The 21,317-nt window shown below is 65.9% G+C and carries 25 protein-coding genes, 1 pseudogene and 1 riboswitch; of the genes and pseudogenes, 11 read left to right on the forward strand and 15 right to left on the reverse strand.

Features of this window, described 5'->3' with window-relative positions; genetic code table 11:
* Positions 1–45: 45 nt before the first annotated feature.
* Positions 46–897 carry a hypothetical protein gene (locus ACT3UE_RS00265; protein WP_444553871.1) on the forward strand — a complete coding sequence of 284 codons (852 nt, stop codon included), beginning with the start codon at positions 46–48 and terminating at the stop codon, positions 895–897.
* Here ACT3UE_RS00265 and ACT3UE_RS00270 read toward each other — a convergent pair.
* The 3 genes from ACT3UE_RS00270 to ACT3UE_RS00280 all read right to left on the reverse strand — a co-directional run bounded on the left by ACT3UE_RS00270 (position 880) and on the right by ACT3UE_RS00280 (position 3,761).
* Positions 880–1,224 (reverse strand): bifunctional 3-phenylpropionate/cinnamic acid dioxygenase ferredoxin subunit, encoded by a 345-nt coding sequence (locus ACT3UE_RS00270; protein ID WP_444553872.1) that lies wholly within the window; start codon positions 1,222–1,224, stop codon positions 880–882. The genes ACT3UE_RS00265 and ACT3UE_RS00270 overlap by 18 nt on opposite strands.
* Positions 1,225–1,384: 160 nt before the next feature.
* Entirely contained in the window at positions 1,385–3,139 is a 1,755-nt protein-coding gene (locus ACT3UE_RS00275) for an MDR family MFS transporter (RefSeq protein ID WP_444566071.1), read from the reverse strand.
* Positions 3,126–3,761, reverse strand: a complete 636-nt coding sequence (locus tag ACT3UE_RS00280; RefSeq protein ID WP_444566072.1) for a TetR/AcrR family transcriptional regulator — start codon at positions 3,759–3,761, stop codon at positions 3,126–3,128. The genes ACT3UE_RS00275 and ACT3UE_RS00280 overlap by 14 nt, the downstream gene beginning before the upstream one ends.
* Positions 3,762–3,921: 160 nt before the next feature.
* Between ACT3UE_RS00280 and ACT3UE_RS00285 the strand changes: the two genes are divergently transcribed.
* A complete protein-coding gene (locus ACT3UE_RS00285) occupies positions 3,922–5,730 on the forward strand; it encodes a bifunctional metallophosphatase/5'-nucleotidase (protein WP_444566073.1) in 1,809 nt (602 codons plus the stop codon).
* 50 nt (positions 5,731–5,780) lie between these two features.
* On the opposite strand, the gene ACT3UE_RS00290 is transcribed toward ACT3UE_RS00285, so the two are convergent.
* Both ACT3UE_RS00290 and ACT3UE_RS00295 read right to left on the reverse strand, forming a co-directional pair.
* Positions 5,781–6,233, reverse strand: coding sequence for a hypothetical protein (locus tag ACT3UE_RS00290; protein ID WP_444553876.1), 453 nt, complete (start codon positions 6,231–6,233; stop codon positions 5,781–5,783).
* Positions 6,234–6,274: 41 nt separating this feature from the next.
* Positions 6,275–6,481 carry a hypothetical protein gene (locus ACT3UE_RS00295; RefSeq protein WP_444553877.1) on the reverse strand — a complete coding sequence of 69 codons (207 nt, stop codon included), beginning with the start codon at positions 6,479–6,481 and terminating at the stop codon, positions 6,275–6,277.
* A 65-nt stretch (positions 6,482–6,546) separates the two neighbouring features.
* Between ACT3UE_RS00295 and ACT3UE_RS00300 the strand changes: the two genes are divergently transcribed.
* On the forward strand, positions 6,547–6,999 hold the full coding sequence (locus tag ACT3UE_RS00300) for an SRPBCC family protein (RefSeq protein WP_444553878.1): 453 nt from the start codon (positions 6,547–6,549) through the stop codon (positions 6,997–6,999).
* Positions 7,000–7,201: 202 nt separating this feature from the next.
* Here ACT3UE_RS00300 and ACT3UE_RS00305 read toward each other — a convergent pair whose 3' ends face one another.
* Positions 7,202–7,870 carry a DUF6226 family protein gene (locus ACT3UE_RS00305; protein WP_444553879.1) on the reverse strand — a complete coding sequence of 223 codons (669 nt, stop codon included), beginning with the start codon at positions 7,868–7,870 and terminating at the stop codon, positions 7,202–7,204.
* Positions 7,871–8,022: 152 nt separating this feature from the next.
* Positions 8,023–8,138: riboswitch (SAM riboswitch) on the forward strand.
* Positions 8,139–8,172: 34 nt separating this feature from the next.
* On the opposite strand from ACT3UE_RS00305, the gene ACT3UE_RS00310 reads away from it, so the two are divergent.
* From ACT3UE_RS00310 to ACT3UE_RS00320, 3 genes and pseudogenes are all read left to right on the forward strand, one after another.
* Positions 8,173–8,715: an OsmC family protein gene (locus tag ACT3UE_RS00310; protein WP_444553880.1), complete on the forward strand. Its 543-nt coding sequence runs from the start codon at positions 8,173–8,175 to the stop codon at positions 8,713–8,715.
* Between the two features lie 545 nt (positions 8,716–9,260).
* Complete coding sequence (locus tag ACT3UE_RS00315) at positions 9,261–9,878, forward strand: DUF805 domain-containing protein (protein WP_444553881.1); 618 nt, start codon at positions 9,261–9,263, stop codon at positions 9,876–9,878.
* A 232-nt stretch (positions 9,879–10,110) separates the two neighbouring features.
* Positions 10,111–10,359: pseudogene (locus ACT3UE_RS00320) on the forward strand (DUF805 domain-containing protein); the annotation flags it as partial.
* A gap of 275 nt (positions 10,360–10,634) precedes the next feature.
* Here the strand turns inward: ACT3UE_RS00320 and ACT3UE_RS00325 are convergent.
* From ACT3UE_RS00325 to ACT3UE_RS00365, 9 genes are all read right to left on the reverse strand, one after another.
* Positions 10,635–11,474: an ABC transporter permease subunit gene (locus ACT3UE_RS00325; protein WP_444553882.1), complete on the reverse strand. Its 840-nt coding sequence runs from the start codon at positions 11,472–11,474 to the stop codon at positions 10,635–10,637.
* Positions 11,471–12,433 (reverse strand): ABC transporter ATP-binding protein, encoded by a 963-nt coding sequence (locus ACT3UE_RS00330; protein ID WP_444553883.1) that lies wholly within the window; start codon positions 12,431–12,433, stop codon positions 11,471–11,473. The genes ACT3UE_RS00325 and ACT3UE_RS00330 overlap by 4 nt, the downstream gene beginning before the upstream one ends.
* The gene (locus ACT3UE_RS00335) at positions 12,417–13,082 is read right to left on the reverse strand and encodes a TetR/AcrR family transcriptional regulator (protein ID WP_444553884.1); all 666 of its coding nucleotides are present in this window, start codon (positions 13,080–13,082) and stop codon (positions 12,417–12,419) included. The genes ACT3UE_RS00330 and ACT3UE_RS00335 overlap by 17 nt, the downstream gene beginning before the upstream one ends.
* 109 nt (positions 13,083–13,191) lie before the next feature.
* Positions 13,192–14,598: an MBL fold metallo-hydrolase gene (locus ACT3UE_RS00340; RefSeq protein ID WP_444553885.1), complete on the reverse strand. Its 1,407-nt coding sequence runs from the start codon at positions 14,596–14,598 to the stop codon at positions 13,192–13,194.
* A gap of 129 nt (positions 14,599–14,727) precedes the next feature.
* Positions 14,728–16,002: an MFS transporter gene (locus tag ACT3UE_RS00345; protein ID WP_444553886.1), complete on the reverse strand. Its 1,275-nt coding sequence runs from the start codon at positions 16,000–16,002 to the stop codon at positions 14,728–14,730.
* Between the two features lie 62 nt (positions 16,003–16,064).
* Positions 16,065–16,433, reverse strand: a complete 369-nt coding sequence (gene trxA / locus ACT3UE_RS00350) for a thioredoxin (protein ID WP_444553887.1) — start codon at positions 16,431–16,433, stop codon at positions 16,065–16,067.
* Positions 16,434–16,473: 40 nt separating this feature from the next.
* Positions 16,474–17,364 carry a sulfite exporter TauE/SafE family protein gene (locus ACT3UE_RS00355; protein ID WP_444566074.1) on the reverse strand — a complete coding sequence of 297 codons (891 nt, stop codon included), beginning with the start codon at positions 17,362–17,364 and terminating at the stop codon, positions 16,474–16,476.
* Positions 17,365–17,409: 45 nt separating this feature from the next.
* Positions 17,410–17,706 (reverse strand): rhodanese-like domain-containing protein, encoded by a 297-nt coding sequence (locus ACT3UE_RS00360; RefSeq protein WP_444566075.1) that lies wholly within the window; start codon positions 17,704–17,706, stop codon positions 17,410–17,412.
* Positions 17,707–17,735: 29 nt separating this feature from the next.
* Complete coding sequence (locus tag ACT3UE_RS00365) at positions 17,736–18,329, reverse strand: rhodanese-like domain-containing protein (RefSeq protein ID WP_444566076.1); 594 nt, start codon at positions 18,327–18,329, stop codon at positions 17,736–17,738.
* Between the two features lie 118 nt (positions 18,330–18,447).
* On the opposite strand from ACT3UE_RS00365, the gene ACT3UE_RS00370 reads away from it, so the two are divergent.
* From ACT3UE_RS00370 to ACT3UE_RS00390, 5 genes are all read left to right on the forward strand, one after another.
* Positions 18,448–18,705 carry a metal-sensitive transcriptional regulator gene (locus ACT3UE_RS00370; protein ID WP_444553891.1) on the forward strand — a complete coding sequence of 86 codons (258 nt, stop codon included), beginning with the start codon at positions 18,448–18,450 and terminating at the stop codon, positions 18,703–18,705.
* 112 nt (positions 18,706–18,817) lie between these two features.
* Positions 18,818–19,015: a hypothetical protein gene (locus tag ACT3UE_RS00375; RefSeq protein ID WP_444553892.1), complete on the forward strand. Its 198-nt coding sequence runs from the start codon at positions 18,818–18,820 to the stop codon at positions 19,013–19,015.
* A gap of 36 nt (positions 19,016–19,051) precedes the next feature.
* Positions 19,052–19,240, forward strand: coding sequence for a hypothetical protein (locus ACT3UE_RS00380; RefSeq protein WP_444566077.1), 189 nt, complete (start codon positions 19,052–19,054; stop codon positions 19,238–19,240).
* Positions 19,241–19,328: 88 nt separating this feature from the next.
* Positions 19,329–20,336 carry a uridine-preferring nucleoside hydrolase UriH gene (uriH, locus tag ACT3UE_RS00385; protein WP_444566078.1) on the forward strand — a complete coding sequence of 336 codons (1,008 nt, stop codon included), beginning with the start codon at positions 19,329–19,331 and terminating at the stop codon, positions 20,334–20,336.
* Positions 20,333–21,301, forward strand: coding sequence for a ribokinase (locus ACT3UE_RS00390; RefSeq protein WP_444553895.1), 969 nt, complete (start codon positions 20,333–20,335; stop codon positions 21,299–21,301). Before uriH ends, ACT3UE_RS00390 begins: the two co-directional genes overlap by 4 nt.
* The last annotated feature ends 16 nt before the right edge of the window (positions 21,302–21,317 follow it).

Genomic DNA, 21,317 nt, shown 5'->3' on the forward strand with positions numbered 1-21,317 from the left:
GCCCGGCGGCCTCCGAACCCCGCGGTTCCTCGATACGATGGATCCATGTCAGCAGAGGAACGCCGCGAGGGCCAGTGGGCCCCCCGCAACCGGGAATGGAAGTTGGCGCACCACCTGCTTCCCGCCTTCGTCATGGCCGGGTTCCTCATCGGGCTGGGGATCTGGGCGCTGGTCCTGCAATCGCTGCTCTTCGGGGTCCCCCTGGTGGCCTTCGGGATCGGGACCGTCGTGTCACTGTTCCGCGAATTCCGGCTGACCCCCGACGCCCGGCTTCCCGAGCTCAGCGCAGTGGACACCTCCAGCGGTTTGCGGGCCTCCACCCGTTTCGCCTACCGCCATAATTCGGCGGCCTTTGCCGCGGCCACGGTCGGACTCGGGGTCATCGGGCTGGTCGCCGCGCTGGCTGCGGTGGGGAAATTCGCGCTGTGGCACGCAGGATTCGAACGCTTCTGGACCATCGCCGGCGCCATCGTCCTGGGCGTGGCCGGATTCATGATCCTGCGCGAGGGCCTGCGGTTGCTGCGCATCGCCTCCGCCGAGCAGCAACCGGGGGTCTTCCTGACCCGGAGCCGTGTGGTGGTCTTCGGCCCCCTGGGGCTCGCCGAGATGTATTGGCGGGACATGGGCTCGATCAGCGCCGAGAACCCCCGCGGCCGCACCCCCCTGGGCCGGAGAGGCCCGGCGTTGGTGGTCCTGCGTGGCCGCGACCGGACGGCCTCCGACGGTCCGGAAGACCACGGCACCACCGCCCGCAAGGAGGTGGTGGTGCAGGTGGCGTACCTGTTGGCGGACCCGAACGTCCTGCATTCGGCCTTGGTGCACTATCTCGAGCACCCGGCCGACCGGCCCGAACTGGGAACGACGCTGGCGCTGGAGCGCCTAGCCGGCGTTCGGTGACACTCCGGGGTAGAGCAGGATGTCCCCGTCGCGGACCTCGACCTTGTGGATGCGGGCGTTGACGGTTGCCGGCAGGCAGAGTGCCTCACCGGTCTTGAGGCAGAAACGGGCCGAGTGCACGGGGCATTCGACTTCGCCGTCTTCGATCCAGCCTTCGGCCAGCGACGCGGTTTCATGGGTGCATTCGTCGTCGAGCGCGTAGAAACCACCGTCTTCGCTGTGGAAGATGGAAATATCGTTTCCGGTTCCCGTGTCATCGGAGTCGATGACCTTGGCCTCGCCTTCTTCGATGTCTTCGACCGGTCCCACATTGATGGGTTCGCTCACGGTGTCACTCCTTGGTTGGTGCAGCGGGACACCAATCGGGTCCCTGTCTTTCCAGTGTTGTCCAACGCCGTTCGCCGCGCAATGTGGCCCGTCACAACGGGGGCGCCCCCTCCGGGAAGCACCCCCGTTGTGACATCGAGCCCGGACCCCCGGTTCCCGGTCAGTCCCCCTCGACGCCGGCACGGTGCGCGCCCCGTGGACGCTGCCCCGGTCCATCGCCTACCGGCTCCATGGCCTGGGCGGCCGGCACGGGGGCCATGGACGGCACGCGGGACGGTTCGCTGCCGCCACCACTGGCTCCCACGGACACCGGTTCACGGTGGTCCGTCGGCCCGGGCACGTCGCTGGCCGCCAACTGCCCCTCGGCCGCCGAGGTCGCCGGTATCTCACGCTCGATGCGGGTGGCCAGCTTCGATTCCTTCATGAAGAACAGGGCGATGGTCGCGGCGATGGCCAACGGGACCATCCACAGGAACAACGGGACCAGGGCCTCGTTATAGGCCGAGACGATGACCTCGCGGATCGGGGCCGGCAGCGAGGTGACCAGTTCGGGGGTCAGCGAGTTGGTGCTGGCTCCCGACGAGGCGCCATCGGGCAACTTATCGGCCAGGATGTCCTTCAACCGGCTGGCGAAGAGCGAACCGACCACTGCCGAGCCCAGGGTGGCCCCGACCTGGCGGAAGTAGTTCTGCCCGGCGGTCGCCGTGCCGACGAACTTCAGCGGGAAGGAGTTCTGCGCCACCAGGGTGAGCATCTGCATGCTCATGCCCAGCCCCAGACCGATCACGCCCAGGAACACACAGATCATGTAGACCTCCGTGTCGGAGTGGATGGTCGAAAGCAGTCCGAGGCCCAGGCCCAGGCCCAGCGTGCCGGCCATCATGACCTTCTTATAGCGCCCCGAGGCCGAGACCTGGCGCCCCACGACGATCGAGGTCACCAGCAGGGCGCCCATCATCGGGATCATCAGCAAGCCGGCTTGGGTCGGGCCGAAGCCTGTGACCATCTGCAGGTAGGTGGGCATGTAGCCGATGGCCCCGAACATCGCGATGCCGACCATCAGGGCCGCGAATGTCGTCAGGACGAAGTTGCGGTTCTTGAACAGCATCAGCGGGATCACCGGTTCGGAGACCTTGCGCTCGACCAGGACGAAGGCCACCGCGAAGACCAGGGTGGCCGCGAACAGTCCCAGGATCTCGGGGGAATCCCAGGCGTAGGTGTTCCCGCCCCAGGTGCAGGCGAGCACCAGGGTTGTGGTGGCGATCCCCATCATCATCATCCCGACGACGTCGATCTTGGGGCGGGCCTCGTTGACCGTCCGGGGCACATGCAGCAGGAAGATGGTGGCCAGCACCGCCAGGACGCCCAAGGGCAGGTTCAGCCAGAAGGCCCAACGCCAGCCCGGCCCCTCCGTCAGCCACCCACCGAGCAGTGGTCCGGCGACCGAGGACAAGGCGAAGACCCCACCCATGACGCCCATGTATTTGCCGCGCTCACGAGCCGGGATGACGTCGGCGATGGTGGCCTGGGAGAGGATCATCAACCCGCCACCACCGAGCCCCTGGACGACGCGGGCGAGGATGACGCCGTTCATGGTGCCGGAGAGGGCGCCGAGCACAGACCCGCTCATGAAGATCAGGATGGCGATGATCAGCAGCGGTTTGCGCCCGAAGAGATCTCCGAGCTTGCCGTAGACCGGCATCATGATGGTGGAGGCCAGGATGAACGCCGTGATGATCCACGCCATGTGTTCGACGCCGTTGAGCTCGCCCACCATGGTGGGCAGGGCGGCGGAGAGCACGGTCTGATTCAGCGAGGCCATCAGCATCGTGATCATCAGGGCCGCGAAGAGCAGCATGATGTGGTTCTTGCTGCCGAGCACCGGCTTGGCTCTGGTGGTTTTAAGCGTTGTCATGGGTGGCTTGCATTACCTCTCGGAAAATCTTGACGGTTGAGTCGATATGCAGATCGATGTCGGCGACGGTCCCTTGTGGATCGGAACGGTAGGCGAATCGGGTGATGGTTCCCGCGAGCATGAGCAGCGCCCGGGCGGAATCCTGGCCATCGGGCAGCAGGTTCAGCGTTTCCTCGGCCGCTTCGCTGTCCATGCGTTCGTGCAGGATCTCGTCGACCAGCCCTTCGGCGGCATTGATGTGCTGGACCATCCGACCCTTGAGTTCCGGATACCGGGTGATGATGTCGCGCCTAACCTCGTAGGCATGTCCCCGGCCGAGGCTGGTCGCCATGACACCGGAAAGGATCCTGACGATCCGGGTCAGCAGATCGGCATCACTGGTCCGGAACTTCTCGAGCAGCTCGTCGGATACCGAGGGTGCCCGCGTGCCCAGGATGGCATCTTCCTTGGTGGGGAAATAGTTGAAGAACGTTCGTTTGGAGACCCCCGCACGGGAGGCGACCGCCTCGATCGTCACGGAGACCGGCCCGTCTTCGAGCGTCATGGCAGCTGCGGCGTCATGAATCGCGTTCCAGGTCTCGAGGCGGTTGCGCTCACGCTGGGTCAAGGGCACTTCTTGCATAGGTACAGTTTATGCACTCATGCAAAGATTGCACAACTGCAATTTTTGTGGAATAGACCACATTTTTTCCTTGACAGGCCTCTGTCGCTCGGCAGGATCGCCCGTATGCCGCGCCGCGAGTGTGTGGCACCTCACATATCGCACCCTCGGGAGTCTCGACATGAACCCACGCACGCATTCGATCCAGAGAGCCGGCGTGATCGTCGCGGGCCTCGCATTGGCCGCCACGACCCTGGTGGCACCGGCCCAGGCCGCCCCAACAGTCACCAGCTCGGGAAACCATCACGGCGGCGGCCATGGCGGGAACCACGGCGGACGTCACGGCGGGGGCCACGGCGGAGGTCATGGAGGCGGTCACCATCAGCCGCGGACCAGCACCATCCAGTTGCTGGGCATCAATGACTTCCACGGTCGGATCGAGGCGGGCGGCACTTCGGCCGGCGCCGCGGTGGTGGCGGGAGCCGTCAAGGAGTTGTCCGGCAAGAAGAAGCACAACACACTGTTCGTCTCCGCGGGCGACAACATTGGCGCCTCGACGTTCACTTCCTTCTCCCAGGACGACACCCCCACCATCGACGCACTACGCACTGCCGGGCTGGATGTCTCCTCTGTGGGAAACCACGAATTCGACCGCGGCATCGACGACCTGAAGAACCGGGTCATCCCGCGCTACGGAAAGCACAACAGGAACGCCGGGGCCGACTACGCACTGGGCGCCAACGTCTACCATGAGGGCACCCACCAGCCAGCGTTGAAGGAATATGCGCTGCGCAAGGTCCAGGGCGTCACGGTCGGCTTCATCGGCGTCGTCACCGAACAGACCAAATCGTTGGTCACCCCCTCCGGCGTGGCCGGCCTCGACTTCGGTAACCAGCTCGAGGCCGTCAACCGGGTCTCGACCCAGCTTTCCGACGGCAAGAAGTCCAATGGTGAGGCGGACGTGATCGTTCTGCTGGCCCATGAGGGGTCTGCCAGCACCGACTGCTCGGCGATCGCCGACGAGGACACCGCCTATGGCGAGCTCATCCGCGGGGCATCGGCCGACGTCGACGCCATCTTCTCCGGCCATACCCACCAGGAATACGCCTGCTCTTTCCCGGTGGAGGGGTGGTCGTCCTCGATGAAGCGCCCGGTGGTCCAGGCCCATGAATACGGCACCACTCTGGACCGGGTGAAGATCACCGTGGACCGTCGTTCCAAGAAGCCGGTCGCCCTCTCGGGTTCACTGGTGGAGCTGACGAAAACGAACCACGCCGGCGAGACGGTTCCTGCCTTCCCAGCGGATCGGCGCGTGGCACGGGCCGTGAAGAAGGCGGCCGAACAAGCAGAGATCGTCGGCGCAGAACAGGTGGGCCGGATCAGCGCCGACATCCTGCGCGGCGGGAACGAGCCGGGGGCCGACCGCGGCGTCGAATCCTCGATGGGTAATCTCGTGGCGGATATGCAACTGTGGGCGACCTCCAACGAGGATTTCGGCGGCGAACCGGCACAGATCGCCCTGATGAACCCGGGAGGCCTGCGGGCCGACCTGCTGTATGGCACGAACGGGACCGTCACATATAAGGACGTGGCCAACGTCCAACCATTCGGCAACACCTTGTGGACCGAGGACCTCACCGGGGCTCAGTTGAAGACCGTGCTGGAAGAACAGTGGCAGCCCGATGGCTCCAGCCGGCCCAAGCTGCATCTGGGGATCTCCGAAGGCCTGGACTACACCTACACGGAGGATGCGGCCCGCGGCTCACACATCACCTCGATGACCTTCGACGGTGCGGCCATTGCCGACGACGACGTGTTCAAGGTGGTTATGAACTCGTTCCTTGCCGCCGGTGGTGACAACTTCACCACGTTGGCCGAGGGGGCAAACGCGACCGACTCGGGCCAAAGCGACCTGGTCGCTGCCCTGGATTACTTCGAGGCCCACGACGTCGTCGACCCGGCCCCGCTGGGCCGGGCCGTCGCGCAGTAGTCGCAGTGTCCGCGCCGGCCATTCGCCGGCGCGGCCGTTGCCGGCCGCCTTCAGCCCATGCGCGAATTCGCCAGGATGATGCCGATGGGGGCCGATACCAGGATGATCACGATCATCGCCCGGTATCCATAAAGCCACCACCGCTGTTCCGAGGCAGCACCGCGGGCCGCCCAGATGAACAGGCCCATGGCGACGACGATCAGCCCCGCACCAATCCACGTCAGCAACGTCAGGGAGAACATCGAGCCACCCAGTACGGCGATATTGGCGAGGTTGTACGTCAAGACTTCGGCCGAAACGAAGCCCTCCGACGGGGTTTTTACGGCCAACCGGGCCTGGCCCAGGCCCAGCACCACTTGCGCGACACCGACCACCAGCACCAGATAGGCGACCGCCCAGGCGGCCAAATAGGACGGGGAGGCGGCACTGATGGCGGAGAAGAGACCACCGAGCAGCATGCCGAGGCCACCGATGACGAGGAAGGGAGTCGCTGTTCTGTTCACGCCTACAGACTACGGATTCACCGTCTCCCGTGGAACAACCCTCAGGCCCGGTTCTTCAGGGTGTCTTGACGCCGAAACTCCCGCACCCATACGGAGAGCGTGAATCCGGAGCCTGCGACGATGAGCGCGCCGATCACGGGCAGCCACCAGGATTCCCCGAAGAGCCCGAAGACCAACAGCAGTAGACCCACGAGGATCATGGCGCAGTAGGCGGCAATCAGGAGGCGTTGCTGGGTGGAGAAGCGCATACGCGCACCGTACCGCGTATTCGCCGACCTTTCGAGAGGCGGGCAACACCTGAGAGACTCTGCCCATGAGCGTTTCCTTCCAGTGCACGACGTGGACCACCATCCCTCAGGAACACTTATTCGATCTGGCCCGGAACATCGACACCCATCAACAATCGCTGGCGAAGTCCCGGGAGGAGGCCATCGCCGGTGTCACTTCCGGCCTCATCTCACTCGGTGAGAACGTGACATGGCGGGCTTGGCACTTTGGCGTCCCCCTGAAGATGACCAGCCGCATCATGCAGATGGAAGCACCGCACTCCTTCATCGACGAACAGGTCAAGGGCCCGTTCCGCTGGTTTCGTCATATCCATGAGTTCAGCCAGGAGTCGGGGGGAACAACCATGGTTGACCGCGTCGATTTCGCCGCACCGTTCGGCCCTCTCGGTCGTTTGGCAGAGAAGCTCTTCCTGGCCCGTTATCTGCAGAAGCTCATCGAGGAGCGGAACCGCCATCTCAGCGCCGGGCCCGTGGACTAATTAGCGGCCCTGATTGCGCGGATGCTTCCGTGCAACGCGTTCATTTCCGCGCTTATGGTTGCCGGTGATTCGCGCCATGAGTGCCTGCGGTTCTTGTGTTTCGATGTCGGCCAGGAAGCACGTGGCCATCATCCCGCGCAGTGTTGACGCCCGCCGGCCCTGATGGAAGATCACGACGGAACCGCCACGGGCACACGGTTTGTCAGCCCCCTGCCGCACCAGCCGCGTCTCGCACCGCTTCCGGCCACGGCCGCCAGTGCCCATCGGAAGGGAGCATGGCTTCTGCCACCTCCATCCTTCCCTCGGGCACATCCTCGGCATGGATGCACCCGGCTTCTTCCCACCGGCCCGGCTCGGCCAGCCGATAATCGACAGATTGGTCGTCGTTGGGATTAATTCGTTCAAAATAGCCGCCTGAGACGACGGCTCGCACCACGGATTCAAGGTTTTCCAACAGCTCCTGGACATCGTCATCGCAGGCATCGCAACCGCATACCGGATAGTGGGCGTCGTAGAGGGCGCCAGCGTGCAGGAAGATCCCCGGGAACCCGGTGAAGACGAAGGTCAGCGGGGCCGCGAGCAGGTTGGACGGGACGACCCGGACCGCGTGGACGACGTCCTCCGAGGGGAACAGCAGATCGGAAGCAACCTCCGGGTCCCGTTCGGCGACGACGTCAAAGGCGTCCAACAGCCAGTCGAGCTGGGCATCAGCGACCTCATGCAAGGGAGCGAACCGGTGTCGATGGCCCACCGTGGAGTAGGCGCGCGAAGGCGGAGACATCCCTTCCCACCGATGGCCGTAGGCGATCGGGGCGCCCTGTCCATCGCGATGGATCTCCGGGGTGAACTCCGGGCGCCGGTATCCGCTCATGGCCCCACGATAACCGCTGGGATACCCCCTGGCGAGGGGAATCCTGCTGCGGGGATGGCGGGCTCTCCACCCGCGGATGACCCGGCGTATGTCTCCGGATGACGCGACGCGTTTGCCCGATCGGCGTTCCCGCCAGCAGAATCGAACCCAAGAATCAAGAGATCCAACCTGAGGCCCTGGCCGGTTGGACGGCAACCCCCTTCGCCATAGTGGGGTGCCCCAGGTGACGATTCGACGCCGTCCCGACCGGGAGGCGTAAGTATGGCGCAGCGCCACGCTCGCCATGACAGCGAAGGAACGCCATGACCCAGACCCTTGCAGAAACCAGCATTTCCAACCGCGCCGAACGCCTCGATTCCGCGGGATCCGCCTGGGCGGAACGGATCGGTCAGAACACTGCCAGCGCATCGCTGCAGTTCCGCGCGACGGCCGACCCGGTGGGCTCGGTCGGTTCGACCATCCGCGCCGGACGCCACGAATTCACCGTCGACGAACCGGCGGCATTGGCCGGGGACGACGTCGCCGCCAGCCCCGTCGAATACGCCCTCGGGGCGTTGATCTCCTGCCAGGTGGTGGTCTACCGCCTCTATGCTCACCAGCTGGGCATCACGATCGACTCGCTGGACATCTCGGCGGACGCCGACCTGGATGTGCGCGGCCTGTTCGGCATCGAGGACAAGGTCCGCCCGGGATTCGGTGATGTGCGGCTGACCGTGGACGTCTCGGGTCCGGCCACCGAGGAACGCTATGCCGAACTCCAGGCGGCCGTCGACGCCCACTGCCCGGTATTGGACGTCTTCACGAACCCGACCCCGGTGACCACGACCCTGCGGGTCAACTCCTAGAAGGCGGCCAGCAGCCGACTCCCAACAGGACCTCCGAACCGGCTGTACCTGCCGAATTGCACGGTGTTGTCCCTGGGGCTGCGGCTCCTGGTGTCCAGTCACGATCCATGAAGCAGCGATCTCTTGATGTTCATGAAGTGAGCTTCTGTCTAGTTCGACGGTCCAGTGACAACTGTCCGGCTCCCGGCACCGTGATGGCCAAGTTGAAACCGCTGAGCTGTCGTGGATCGGGGTCTTCCCCGAGGACCAGTGCGCCCAGGCCTGCCACTGCCGGCGGCGGGAGCCGTCAGCAGGGCAGTGGCGGTGGCCGGCAGCCTCCAGAGGTCCCCCTGAACCACAAGGTGTAGGCGGGCAATCCTCCGATGCCACCGAGCTAGAGGTAGCCGGTTGCCCCGGCGGCCTCGAGCTAGTCGGGGTGGCTCCGGGGGCCTACCCCACACCAAGGGCAGACACGACGCGACATGGGGAGTCCTCCCCATCGCATGTCAAGGCTCCATCTGGAAGACTACTCCCGATCACCCGAAATACTTTCGATGGAGGAAATTTTGAGCAGCAGCACCCCCAACCCCTATGGCAACCCCGGAGGGGTCACCATGCCCACCCATGGTGAGGCTCCCTTGGACCAGCCGCTCTACGGGGCCAGCTTCGGCCAGGCCATCAAGCGCTTCTTCAAGAAGTATGCGACCTTCTCGGGTCGGGCCAGCCGCAGCGAGTTCTGGTTCTTCGCGCTTTTCAACGCCATCGTCTACACCGTGTTCTACGGCTTGGCGATCGGATTCGGACTGGCCGGCTCCGACCCCGTCACCGGTGAAATGGGTGCCGGCGGGGCCATCCCCTCCTTGGTGATCGGGCTCTATGGGTTGGCCATCATCATCCCGTCCATCGCCCTGAGCGTCCGCCGCCTGCACGACGGCAACTTCAGCGGATTCCTGTACCTGCTGATCCTGGTGCCGATTCTCGGTGGGCTCGTGGTCCTCGTCCTCATGATCATGCCCTCCGTCCCCGAAGGTGCTCGTTTCGACGCCGATGGCGGCGCGGCAGCCTACGGGAACGCCTTTGGCACCTCTGCCGGGTACCCGGGAGCACCGGCTGCCGGCGGCGGTTTCGCGGGCCAGAACCCCCCACAGGGCTACCAGCAGCCCACCGACCCGACCCAGGGCTAGCCAAGCCCCGGCGATGTCCCGGCGGTCCGCCGCCGGGGCATCGGCCCCGCACGCCAGCGCACACCGCCTGGCCTCGACTCCCCCGGAGAACCCCTTGAGCGCTGGTTACCCCAACCCCTACGGCGGCCCCGCGGGATCCGTCGCCCCGTAAAGCAACCCCTCGGGGCGCACCGTCACCTTCGGGGAGGTCCCGGTGGAGCAGCCGCTCTACGGCGCGGATTTCTATCAATCCGTGAAGCGCTTCTTCGGCAAATATGCAACCTTCAGTGGTCGAGCGAGCCGGAGTGAGTACTGGTGGTTCTGCCTCTTCAACAGCATCGTCTATCTCGTCCTCTTCGCCGTGTTCATCGTTCTCGGGGTCGGTGGCATGGACCCGGTGACCGGCGAGATGGGGCTCGGCGCCGCCTTCCCGCTCCTGCTGCTCACTGTCTACTGGCTGGGGACCTTCGTCCCGAACATCGCGCTCTGCGTGCGTCGGCTGCATGATGGGAACTTCAGCGGGCTGTTGTACCTGCTCACCCTGATCCCTTTCTTCGGCGGGGCTGCTCCTCTTCATCCTCCTGCTCATGCCCTCGGCCCCCCGCCGGCGCCCGTTTCGACGCGGATGGCGGAGCGGCAGCCGGCGCGGCCATGCTCGGGGCACCCACCGGGCATCCAGGCTCCGCGGTCGGCTACCCCGGCGCCCCGGCCGGCGATCCCGCGGGGCAGTACCCTCCACAGGGCCACCGGCAGCCCACCGATCCGACGCGGGGCTAGTCACGCCCCACGGATGTCCCGGCGGTTCAATGCCAGCACCGAGAGCCCGATGCACACCAGACCCACCCCTGCCAGCAGGAGGGCCGCCGGGACATCCACCCCGCTCACCAGCGGGGATTGTCCGTAGGCCCAGTAGTAGGGCGACAGCCCGTGCAACCATTCCAGTTCCGGATTCTGGTTGCCGATGGCGTTGAAGGCGTATCCCAGCACCGCCACCACGGCTCCGACGCCGATCCCGTGGATCCGCCGCCCCCCGATAGCCCCGCCCAATAAGGCGAAGGAGCCGTTGAAGAACACCAGCAGGGCGAACATCAGCACCCCTGCCACGGCATGGCCGGCGTCGATCCCCAGTTCCGAGGGCCCCTTGAGGATCAGCAGCACGGCCAGGATGAACAGGTGCAGGAGCAGGATCCTCATGACCAGCGCCGCGGCCCGTTCGAGGACCAGCTGGCTGCGGGTCACGCCGTGGGCCAGGGTGAGTTCGAGCAGGCCCGATTCCTCATCCCCACCAATGGCAGCCGCCCCGGCGCCGACGGCCATGATCGTCATCAGCAGGAAGCCGATCAGGCCGAAGACGGTCGCCTGGGTGTAGCCCGGTCCGCTGGTGATCTGGCCGTAGTTCAACGCGTCGACGAGTTCGGGGGGCAGGGACTGGATCATTTGCTTCATCTGCTCGCTGCCCCCGATGGACGGGTAGAGCGGCAGATACAGGCCCATCACCGCCAGCATGGCCAGCGCCCAGATGAGCATCGAGGCCTTCGCATCGATGAGCGCCTTGGAGAAGAGCGGAAGGACTCGCGGACGGCTTTGCCGGCCGCGGTGCAGGGCGGTGGCGCTCATGAGGTGGTCCTTCCGGCGCCGTGGTGCCCGTCGGTGGTTCCCGGGGTCCGGTACAACCCCAAGACCACCTCTTCCAGATCCGGTTCCTCCACGGCCAGGTCCACGGGCCGCAGCCGGGGCAGGAGGTCCACCAGCTCAGCCACCGGACCGGACCACGTCGCCGAGGCCTGGCACACCGGCCGGCCGTCGCCGTCTTGCATCTGCTCCAGCCGTAACCCGTCGAGGCCTTCCAGCGCCCCCAATAGCCCCCGCACCTGGTCGACGGGCAGCGGGGTTTGGATGCGCAGGCGGCTGGTGGCTCCCTCGCGTAGTTCGGCGACCGTGGAGGTCGTGGCAATGGCTCCTTCGCGCAGGATCGCCACGGTGTCTGCCGCCTGTTGGATCTCGCTGATGACGTGCGAGGAGAGGAAGACCGTTTGCCCGGCTTCGCGTGCTTCGGCGACCAAGGACAGGAATTCTTGTTGCATCAGCGGGTCCAGTCCGCTGGTGGGTTCATCGAGGATGAGCAGTTCGGGTTCGTGCATGAAGGCCTGGATGATCCCGAGCTTCTGCTTATTGCCCTTGGACAGCCGACGGGTCTGCCGATCCAGGTCGAGCCCGAGGCGTTCCGCCAGCCCCTCGACCCGGCCGGAGGCGACGGGCCCGCTGATGTCCTCGAAGTGGCGCAATAGCCGCCGTCCGGTGGTCCTGCCCTCGAGGATCAGTTCCCCGGGCAGGTAGCCGATGCGTCGTCGGAGGTCCGGACCGGCCTGGCGCGGTGGGACGCCGAGGACACCGAGGTGTCCGGCGCTGGGCCGGATGATGTCCAGCAGGCAACGCATCAGCGTGGTCTTTCCGGCGCCGTTGGGCCCGATGACCCCGAACACGGATCCGCGCGGGACGGCGAAGTCGATACCGTGCAGGACCTCGTTGTTTCCGTAGCTCTTGTGCAGTCCAGTGACTTCAATGGCGTGGCCCATGACCGTCCTTTTCTTCGAGCGTGGTGGCGGCTTCCCGCGTAGCGTCAAGGAATGCGGAGTCCGTATACAACGGATGCGTATAAAGGTCGACGGCGGGGACCGCGAGTCGGTCGATGGCTTCCACACCGAACCCCTGCTGGCCCAAACCACGGGCGACATGGCGACCCAGGACCAGCAGGCCCAACGACTGGGTGACCATCAGGGCGGCAGTGGCTTCGGGGTCCCCGACCTGGCGCATAGTCCCGGCCCGGGCGCCGTCCTGGAGGATCTGCAGAGTCAGGGAGAAGTAGGCGTCGAAGAGGGAGTCCCCTGCCTCCGAATCCTCCACCACCGCTCGTCGGATATAGGCGAGCTCACGTTCATATGCAGCGGGGTTGGCCAGATATTCGGTCAGTGCGTCACGCAGCTTGGCGGGGTCTTGGGACTTGGCGGTGGCCGATTCATGGGCCGTTTCCAACACGTGGGTATCGCAGGCCCGGCGCAGCCCCTCCTTGGTGCCGAAATAGTGGATGACCAGCCCTGGGGAGACCTCGGCGGCGGAGGCGATGTCGCGCACCGTGGTCCGGGAGAAGCCGTGCCGACCGAAGAGGGTGATCGCGGCATCGCGGATCCTGGCCCGGGTCGTGACATCACCATCAATTGAACGCATGTTTAAGATACTAAACAACGGTTCAGCATAGTCAAGGGTCGGACGCTGCACGCACGCAAAGGAGGCGGCCCCGCAGTGGGGGGCCGCCTCCTTTCGTCAGGGAATGAGCCTAGGCATTCACTGCCTGGCATGCTCCCTTCCATGCCTCCCAGCCGGCATAGCTGCCGTCGAGCTCGATGACGTCGTGACCGGCACGGCGCAGGGCGCTGGCGGCGACCGAGTTACGCACCCCGCTCTGGCAGTAGGTCACGATGGTGCCCGAGGTCGGCAGCTCGTCCTGGTGCCACAGGACGCGCCCGCCACTGAGCTGTTCGGAGCCGGGGATGTGGCCCTCCGCGTGTTCGGTCTTATTGCGCACATCGAGCACGAGTGCCGCGTCGAAGCCCTCGAGTTCCTCTGGCTGGAGCAGCGCCGGGGTATGCATCGGCAGCCCCTCCAGGCCGGTGACGTAACCGGCGACCCGGTCGATCCCGACCCGCACCAGGTGGTCCCACATCTCCTGGGCTTGATCCTGGGTGTCCGCCAGCAGAACCAGTGGACGCTCATCGGTCTCCGGGTCCACCGCCCAGGCGCCATAGCTGGCAATCTTCTGACCAGCGGGGATGTTCAGCGAGTGGTCCACCGTGCCCTGGTGCACCTCGTGGTGTGATCGGGTATCGACGAAGCTCACCGTGTCCAGTTCGAGATCGCGGCGAACGTCGTCGGTGGAGAGCTCCTCCAGGGCGGGGCGTTCGCCCAGCATCGCCGGGCCATCTCGGTTTTCCCGCTTCATCCGACCGAAGTAGGCATGGGCATCGGGCTGGCCGTTGAGCAGCTCGTGAACGAAACCCTGCTCGTCATTAGCGGCAATGTACGGTCCCCACCAGGAGTAGAGGCGCTCATACCCGACGGTGGTCGCCGGGACCGCACCGAGGGCCTTGCCGCAGGCGCTGCCCGAACCATGGGCCGGCAGGACCTGGACGTAATCCGGTAGGGCCAGGAACTTCTCGCGCAGGCTCGTGAAGATGAGGCTGGCCCCTTCGAACCGGGTATCCACTCCTCCGGCTGCCTCGTCGAGCAGATCCGGCCGGCCGAGGTCCCCGACGAAGACGAAGTCCCCGGAGAGCATGAAGCCGGGCTGATCGGAGAAGGCCCCGTCGGTCACCAGGAACGAGAGGTGCTCCGGGGTATGCCCGGGGGTATGGGAGGCGGTGAGCTTGATGTTCCCGACGGTGATGTCATCGCCGTCGTAGAGCCGGTTGGCCTCGAAGTCATATTGCCAGTCGGGGCCACCTTCGCCGGAAACATACATTTCGGCCCCGGTGGCAGCGGCCAGTTCACGGGTACCTGAGAGGTAGTCGGCGTGGATGTGGGTTTCGGTCACCGCGACGATGCGCATGCCGTTTTCCGCCGCAAGGTCCAAATAGGTCTGGATGTCCCGGCGGGCGTCGACCACCACGGCCTCGCCGTTGCGCTGACAGCCGATGAAGTAACTTGCCTGCGCCAGATCTTGGTCGTAAATGCGCTCGAGTAGCATGCGATCTCCTTCGCGTGATTCGATACCCCGGGGGGTATTGGTTTCATGACGACAATAATACACCCGGGGGTATTTCTCAACCAATGGGTCCCCGGCGTCGAAACTGTTTTAGTAGTGCGTAGGGGTGTTTCAGGCGGGGATGGGGTGATGGGTTTCCTTCAGCCGGGCGGCGACGACGATCGCCGTGAGTACGCTCAGGATCGCTGCCATGACGACCGCGGCCTGCAAGCCCAGGGCGTCGGCCACCAGGCCTCCCGCGATTGCACCCACCGCGTAGCCCGCATCACGCCAGACCCGGTAGACCCCCACGGCCCTCCCCCTCCAGGCTGGATGGGCAACGTCCCCGACAACGGCCAGCAGCGTGGGGTAGACCATCGCGGTTCCGACCCCCAGCAGCGCGGCCGCTGCCGCCCAGATGCCGAACCCGTCTCCGGCGGCGATGACGGCGAGCGCAACTCCTTGGACGGCCATCCCCCAGACCACCAGCTGTTTGCGCCCGATCCGGTCGGACAGTGCTCCGGTGACTAGCTGCCCAAGGCCCCAGACGCCCGGGTAGATGGCGAAGAGGAGTCCGATCCGCCCGTCGCTGAGGTGAGCCGTGGCGAACAGTAGGGGGAAGACGCCCCAGGAGAGCCCGAAGTTCAGGTTGTTCACCAACCCCGCCCAGCTGGCCGAGGAGAGCGAGGGGTCCTTGAAGCTGGTCAGCTCGGCGATCCGCCGGCTATCCAGCTGCGCGTCCACCCGGGTGGGGCCCGCAGACCGTGCCGTCGCCTGTTGTTCTGCTTCCAACCGGGAGTGGCCCTTGGTTTCACGGACGAACAGGCCGGTGAGCACGAGCCCGAGGGCCGTATAGGCGATCCCGAGGAGGAACGGGGCGGGACGCAAACCGAATTGTTCGGCCAGATGCCCGGTCAGCAGGGAGGTGATGGCCACGGCACCGTATCCCGCCGCTTCGTTGAACCCCATCGCCAGGCCTCGCCGGTTCGGTCCGATCAGGTCGATCTTCATCACCACGGTGGTGGACCAGGTCAGGCCCTGGTTGACGCCCAACAGGATATTCGCGGCCACGACCCATCCCCAGCTGGGAGCCAGGATGAGCATCAAGGGGACCGGGACGGCGAAAAGCCAACCTATCATCAGTACTGGTTTGCGCCCGTGACGGTCCGAGAGCGTTCCGGCGAACCAGTTGCTGACGGCCTTGGCGATGCCGAAGGCCGCGACATAGGAAAAGATGAACGTGTACCCGGAGAGGCCGAACTCGGCGCCGGCGAGCAGGGGCAGCACCGTTTGCTGCTGGCCCACCATTCCACCGACGAGGGCGTTGACCGCCACGAGCAGCACGAACTGCGGGGCATTCGCCCGCAACCCCAACACGGGGATCCTCGCGCCGGACTTTTTCTTCATGCGGGACTTCCCTTCGGTCGGTGTCAGGCGGTTCGGCGAGAGCCGCTTCAGCGGCCCGGGTTTCAGGCTTGCTGACCCTGCTGCTCCAGTTGGGAGCGGACGGTATCCATATCGAGTTCCTTCACGGCTTCGATGACCTTTTCCAGCTCCTTCCCTGGCAGGGCACCCGGCTGACTGAATACGAGGATGCCATCACGGAAGGCCATCAGTGTCGGGATGGAGCTGATGCCCGCGGACGCCGACAGGGCTTGTTCGGCCTCCGTGTCGACCTTTCCAAAGAGTACGTCGGCATGGTTGTTCGAGGACTTCTCGTAGGTGGGGGCGAACGAACGACACGGTCCGCACCAGGCCGCCCAGAAGTCCACCAGGACGATGGGGTTCTCTTGCAGGGTTTTCTCGAAGTTCTTTTCGGTCAGGTCGATGGTGGACATGTTGACTCCTTTTCGTGGTGACGGTGGTTCCGTCGAATAGTTAGCGGGAGGTCGTGATGACGGGCTCTTCGTTGGAGGCGAGGAAGCGGGCCTTGCACGAGGGAATGAGGTACCTGCAGGCCACCGCGGCCACCGCCAGTACGACCCCGAGAATGCCGACCACCAGGTTGGCCGGGGCCGGTAGCTCCTGGACCAGGACGAACACGCCCATGGCCAGGACGAACACCCCAAATCCCTTGCGCAACGCGTTTTCGGGGATCCTGCCGGCCAGCCGCGAACCGACCAGTGAACCCAGGATCGCTGCGGCAGTCACCCCCGACACCAGGGCCCAGTCCAGGGAGATGGTGGTCAGGTACCCGCCCAGTCCGGCGAAGGACTTCAGGGCGATGACCACCAATGAGGTGCCGACGGCCACGGGCATGGACAGCCCGCCCATCAGCGCCAGCGCGGGAACGACGAGGAATCCGCCGCCGGCACCGACGAGCCCGGTGAACAGGCCGACGACCAGGCCTTCGAGGATGACCTTGCCCAGCGGAAGATCGCCGTCGTGCACCTGCGCACCTCCGCCCTTGCGGCCACGGATCATGGCCATCGACGTGGCAACCATCATCAGCGCGAAGGCGATCATGAGCACCGTTCCGGGGATATGTCCGCCCAGCAGTCCGCCGCCGAAGGCCCCCGCCATGCCGGTGGCCCCGAAAACCAGGCCGGTGCGCCACTTCACCCGGCCGTTGCGGGCATGACTCACGGCACTGACCGCCGAGGTGGCCCCCACCACGAACAACGAGGCGGCGATGGCCTCCTTGGGATTCATTCCTGCGACATAGGTCAGGATCGGAACGGTGAGGATGGAGCCACCCCCGCCGAGCAGGCCGAGGGAGAGTCCGATCAGCACCGAAAGGACGAGTGTCAACAGGAGGGTCAGCGTCATGGCAGGGTCCTTATCGGAAGTCGGAGGAAGGCGGGGGCCCTCGGGCTAGGCGGTGGGCAGGCCGGCGCCCTGCCAGGCGGACATGCCGCCGGCCATGGTGTCCGCCGTGTAGCCGGCGGCGTTGAGCGCATCGGCCACTTGGGCGCTGCGGTTTCCGCTGCGGCAGACCACGATCACGGGGCGGTTGGCATCAAGCTCCCCCACGCGTTCGTTCAGTTGTCCCATCGGGATGTGCACGGCGCCGGGGATCATTCCTTCGGCGGTTTCGAAGTCCTCGCGGACATCGAGGACCTGTTCGGTCCTGCGGCGTTGGTCGGTTTCGGTGATCGTGGTTTCAGGCATGGTGGCTCCGTTGGGGTCAGGGGTGGAAATCAGTGGTTCGAACGCGGGATCTGGCCGATCACCGCACGAGGCGCCGGGCAGGTCGCCCCCTGGTTCCACGGCATCTTGGACAGCGCCTGGCCCATGGCGCAGGTGTTGGTGGCCGCCGAGACGGTCAGCCCGGTACCGATCATCCCGGAAAGCAGCCGGAGCTTGGGTGAGAGGAATTTCCCGGCCAGCAGGCCGGCGACGACCAGGGATCCGGCCACCAGGCGTACCTGACGCTCCAGGTCCCAGCGCTGGACGCCACGGACGACGTCCCCACCGGCGGCGGCAAAAGCGGGCACCCCGCCATCGAGCACCTGGGCATGGTCGACCCCGACGCCGTCGAGGCGGGTGCGCGCCTGGTCGGCACGGACCCCCGACTGGCAGACCAGCACCACGCGGCCGTCGAGTCGTTCGGCCAGTTCGGCGGTGTGCTCGGAAAGCAACGGAAGCGGCACGTTATAGGAGCCACGAATGTGCATGGTCTCGAATTCGGCGGCGGAGCGGACGTCGATGATCTTCACGTCCTGCTGCTCATCGATCCAGTTGCGGACCGTCTGCGCATCGAGATCGGTGACGGCGGGTGTTGCAAGGGACACGTCTGCTTCTTCCTGTCGGATCAGTGGTTCCCCAGCAGTCTGGCATATACCCCCCCGGGTATGCAAAAACACCCAGGGGGGTATGATGGGACAACGCCAATCATCACAAGGAGCAGACATGCAACTCGACACCGCCGAACTCACTCCGGTCATCAATCGACTCAAGCGCGCCCAGGGCCAGCTCTCGGCCGTCACCCGGATGATCGAGGAGGGACGGGAGTGCAAGGATGTCGTCACCCAGCTCTCGGCGGTCTCCAAGGCACTGGACCGGGCCGGCTTTGCGATCATTGCCACCGGACTGGAGCAGTGCCTGGCCAGCGAGGACAACTCGATGGACAAGAAGGAACTGGAGCGCCTCTTCCTCTCGCTGGCCTAACTCGTTGGACGGCGCCCCATGCCCTGACTTTGATACCCCCGGGGGTATGTGTCACAGTAGGTTGCAGCAGGACGAATCCTGCTCGTGATGTCACCGAAACCAGGAGAAACCCATGTGCCGAGCCGTAAAATGCCGCAAATGCCAGAAGACGACGTGGGCCGGATGCGGTCAGCACGTCCAGCAGGTCATGGCGAACGTCCCCCGGGCGGACCGGTGTTCCTGCGATCCGAACGCCCCCAAGGATTCCTCGGCATCCGGCGGCTGGCTCTCGCGCCTGTTCAAGCGCACACCGACCAACACCGGGGGTTAAACTGGTCTCCTGACGCCCCTGAGAGGAGCCGCCACCATGGAGCACGACGCACGCCCCACCGTTCCCCAGGCCGATAGCACCCCGCTGCTCGGCGGAAACCCGAGCGCACCCGGCCTGCGGGAATCCCATGACCCGCAAGCCGGCCCCAGGAACCCTTGGCCGGCGCTCATCGGCATGATCACGACGCTCTCGGTTCTGGTGATCGCGCTGGTCATGCTGCTCTAGAACCGCCCTCCAACACCGCGGGTTAGGCTGGTGGACTGACGCCGGACACTGCCCGGCACCCCACCCCCCTGATGACGTGGAGAAGAACATGGGCGCACACGCCGCCACCGCTGGACCCCGGAAGATCATCCTGGACTGCGACCCCGGACATGACGACGCAGTGGCGATCCTGCTGGCCCACGGAAACCCCCAGATCGAACTACTGGCCGTGACCACCGTCGTCGGTAACCAGACCTTGGCCAAGGTCACCGAAAACGCCCTCGCGGTGGGCACCATCGCGGGGATCACCGGGGTCCCCTTCGCGGCAGGTTGCGACCGCCCGTTGGTCCGACAGCTCAAGACCGCCGGCGATATCCACGGCGAGACCGGCATGGACGGACCCGCCCAGCCGGAGCCCACCATCACGGTGGATCGGCGTCACGCAGTGGATCTGATCATCGAGACGGTCATGGCCCACGAACCCGGCACGGTAACCTTGGTTCCCACCGGAGGATTGACCAACATCGCCATGGCCGCCCGCAAGGAACCGCGCATCGTTGAACGGGTGCGCGAAGTGGTGCTGATGGGCGGTGGCTACCACGTGGGCAACTGGAGTGCCGTCTCCGAATTCAACATCATCATCGACCCCGAGGCGGCCCATATCGTCTTCAACGAGGACTGGCCAGTGGTCATGGTGGGACTGGACCTGACCCATCAGGCATTGGCCACCGATGAGGTCATCGCCCGGATCGAAGCCATCGGCACCAGCCCGGCGAAGTTCGTGCGCGAACTGATGGATTTCTTCGCCAGGACCTACCAGGACCATCAGGGCTTCGATGCCCCACCCGTGCACGACCCTTGCGCCGTCGCCTACGTCATCGACCCGACCATCGTCTCCACCGTGAAGGTCCCCCTCGACATCGAACTGCGCGGAACCCTGACCCTGGGCATGACGGTCGCCGACTTCCGGGCCCCGGCACCCCCTGGGTGCAACACCTCGGTCGCGGTGGATCTGGACCACGGACGGTTCTGGGATCTGGTCACCGACGCCCTCGAACGCATCGGTGACGTCGACCTGTCAGCCACCCCCTCGACTCCAGCGGAGGCCACGGCATGAACACCCCCGGCGGTGCCCCGATCCGCGGAGGCCGAGTGGTGGTCGTCGGTTCCCTGAACGCCGATCTGACCATCTACACCGAACGCCTCCCCTCCCCGGGCGAAACCCTGCACGGGGAAGGTTTCACGGTGAATCCCGGGGGCAAGAGCGCCAACCAGGCGGTCGCCGCTGGCCGGCTCGGCGCCGACGTGACTCTGCTCGGTGCCGTCGGCGATGACCCGCACGGCACCATGCTGCTCGAATCCTGTTCCGCGGCAGGCGTGGATACCCAGGCGGTACGGCGCGTGGAATCGGTGGAAACCGGCGTCGCCGTGGTGACCGTGGATGCCGCGGGCGAGAACAGCATCGTCATCTCCGCCGGAGCCAATGGAACCGTCTCGGCGGCGACGATCGCCGACGCGTCGGGGCTCTTCAGGGCTGCGGCGGTGGTGTGCCTGTGCCTGGAAGTCGCCCCTCAGGCCGTGCTGGCCGCGGCCCGGGCCGGGCACGACGCCGGGGCCACCGTGGTCCTGAATCTCTCCCCGTACGCCCCCATCAGCCGTGAACTGGCCGAGCTGACATCCGTGTTGCTGGTCAACGCCCACGAGGCCTCCCAGTTCCTGGACGGCACGGGCATCCCCGCGGCCGATGACGACGATGACGCCTGGCACCCGGTGCTCGCCCGTTTCCTCGACCGCGGGCTGGACCGCGTGGTCGTCACCCTCGGTGCCCACGGATCGGTGGTGCTCGATGCCCACCCCGACGCCGCGGCCCCGATCACCAGGATCGCCCCCACCCGGGTCCACGCGGTGGACACCACCGGGACCGGAGATGCCTTCACCGGCGCGGTGGCGACCCGACTGGCGGCCGGGGACACCCTGGCCGACGCCTCGGCCTTCGCCTCAGTGGCCGCCGCCCTGGCTGCCACGCAGAAGGGCACGCAGGCGGCCTACCCCGACGAAGCAGCGGTCGCCGCGGCACGCTAGGCCCTGCGGGCCCCGC

Origin of the sequence: Arthrobacter sp. 179, assembly GCF_052379645.1 — a bacterium.
Classification (GTDB): Bacteria; Actinomycetota; Actinomycetes; order Actinomycetales; family Micrococcaceae; genus Arthrobacter_H.

Bases quoted from the DNA above. Each gene is read 5' to 3' on its own strand.
- ACT3UE_RS00265 (WP_444553871.1), top strand. From the start codon at position 46: ATGTCAGCAGAGGAACGCCGCGAGGGCCAGTGGGCCCCCCGCAACCGG.
- ACT3UE_RS00275 (WP_444566071.1), bottom strand. From the start codon at position 3,139: ATGACAACGCTTAAAACCACCAGAGCCAAGCCGGTGCTCGGCAGCAAG.
- ACT3UE_RS00280 (WP_444566072.1), bottom strand. From the start codon at position 3,761: ATGCAAGAAGTGCCCTTGACCCAGCGTGAGCGCAACCGCCTCGAGACC.
- ACT3UE_RS00285 (WP_444566073.1), top strand. From the start codon at position 3,922: ATGAACCCACGCACGCATTCGATCCAGAGAGCCGGCGTGATCGTCGCG.
- ACT3UE_RS00295 (WP_444553877.1), bottom strand. From the start codon at position 6,481: ATGCGCTTCTCCACCCAGCAACGCCTCCTGATTGCCGCCTACTGCGCC.
- ACT3UE_RS00300 (WP_444553878.1), top strand. From the start codon at position 6,547: ATGAGCGTTTCCTTCCAGTGCACGACGTGGACCACCATCCCTCAGGAA.
- ACT3UE_RS00305 (WP_444553879.1), bottom strand. From the start codon at position 7,870: ATGAGCGGATACCGGCGCCCGGAGTTCACCCCGGAGATCCATCGCGAT.
- ACT3UE_RS00310 (WP_444553880.1), top strand. From the start codon at position 8,173: ATGACCCAGACCCTTGCAGAAACCAGCATTTCCAACCGCGCCGAACGC.
- ACT3UE_RS00325 (WP_444553882.1), bottom strand. From the start codon at position 11,474: ATGAGCGCCACCGCCCTGCACCGCGGCCGGCAAAGCCGTCCGCGAGTC.
- ACT3UE_RS00330 (WP_444553883.1), bottom strand. From the start codon at position 12,433: ATGGGCCACGCCATTGAAGTCACTGGACTGCACAAGAGCTACGGAAAC.
- ACT3UE_RS00335 (WP_444553884.1), bottom strand. From the start codon at position 13,082: ATGCGTTCAATTGATGGTGATGTCACGACCCGGGCCAGGATCCGCGAT.
- ACT3UE_RS00340 (WP_444553885.1), bottom strand. From the start codon at position 14,598: ATGCTACTCGAGCGCATTTACGACCAAGATCTGGCGCAGGCAAGTTAC.
- ACT3UE_RS00345 (WP_444553886.1), bottom strand. From the start codon at position 16,002: ATGAAGAAAAAGTCCGGCGCGAGGATCCCCGTGTTGGGGTTGCGGGCG.
- trxA (WP_444553887.1), bottom strand. From the start codon at position 16,433: ATGTCCACCATCGACCTGACCGAAAAGAACTTCGAGAAAACCCTGCAA.
- ACT3UE_RS00355 (WP_444566074.1), bottom strand. From the start codon at position 17,364: ATGACGCTGACCCTCCTGTTGACACTCGTCCTTTCGGTGCTGATCGGA.
- ACT3UE_RS00360 (WP_444566075.1), bottom strand. From the start codon at position 17,706: ATGCCTGAAACCACGATCACCGAAACCGACCAACGCCGCAGGACCGAA.
- ACT3UE_RS00370 (WP_444553891.1), top strand. From the start codon at position 18,448: ATGCAACTCGACACCGCCGAACTCACTCCGGTCATCAATCGACTCAAG.
- ACT3UE_RS00375 (WP_444553892.1), top strand. From the start codon at position 18,818: ATGTGCCGAGCCGTAAAATGCCGCAAATGCCAGAAGACGACGTGGGCC.
- ACT3UE_RS00380 (WP_444566077.1), top strand. From the start codon at position 19,052: ATGGAGCACGACGCACGCCCCACCGTTCCCCAGGCCGATAGCACCCCG.
- uriH (WP_444566078.1), top strand. From the start codon at position 19,329: ATGGGCGCACACGCCGCCACCGCTGGACCCCGGAAGATCATCCTGGAC.
- ACT3UE_RS00390 (WP_444553895.1), top strand. From the start codon at position 20,333: ATGAACACCCCCGGCGGTGCCCCGATCCGCGGAGGCCGAGTGGTGGTC.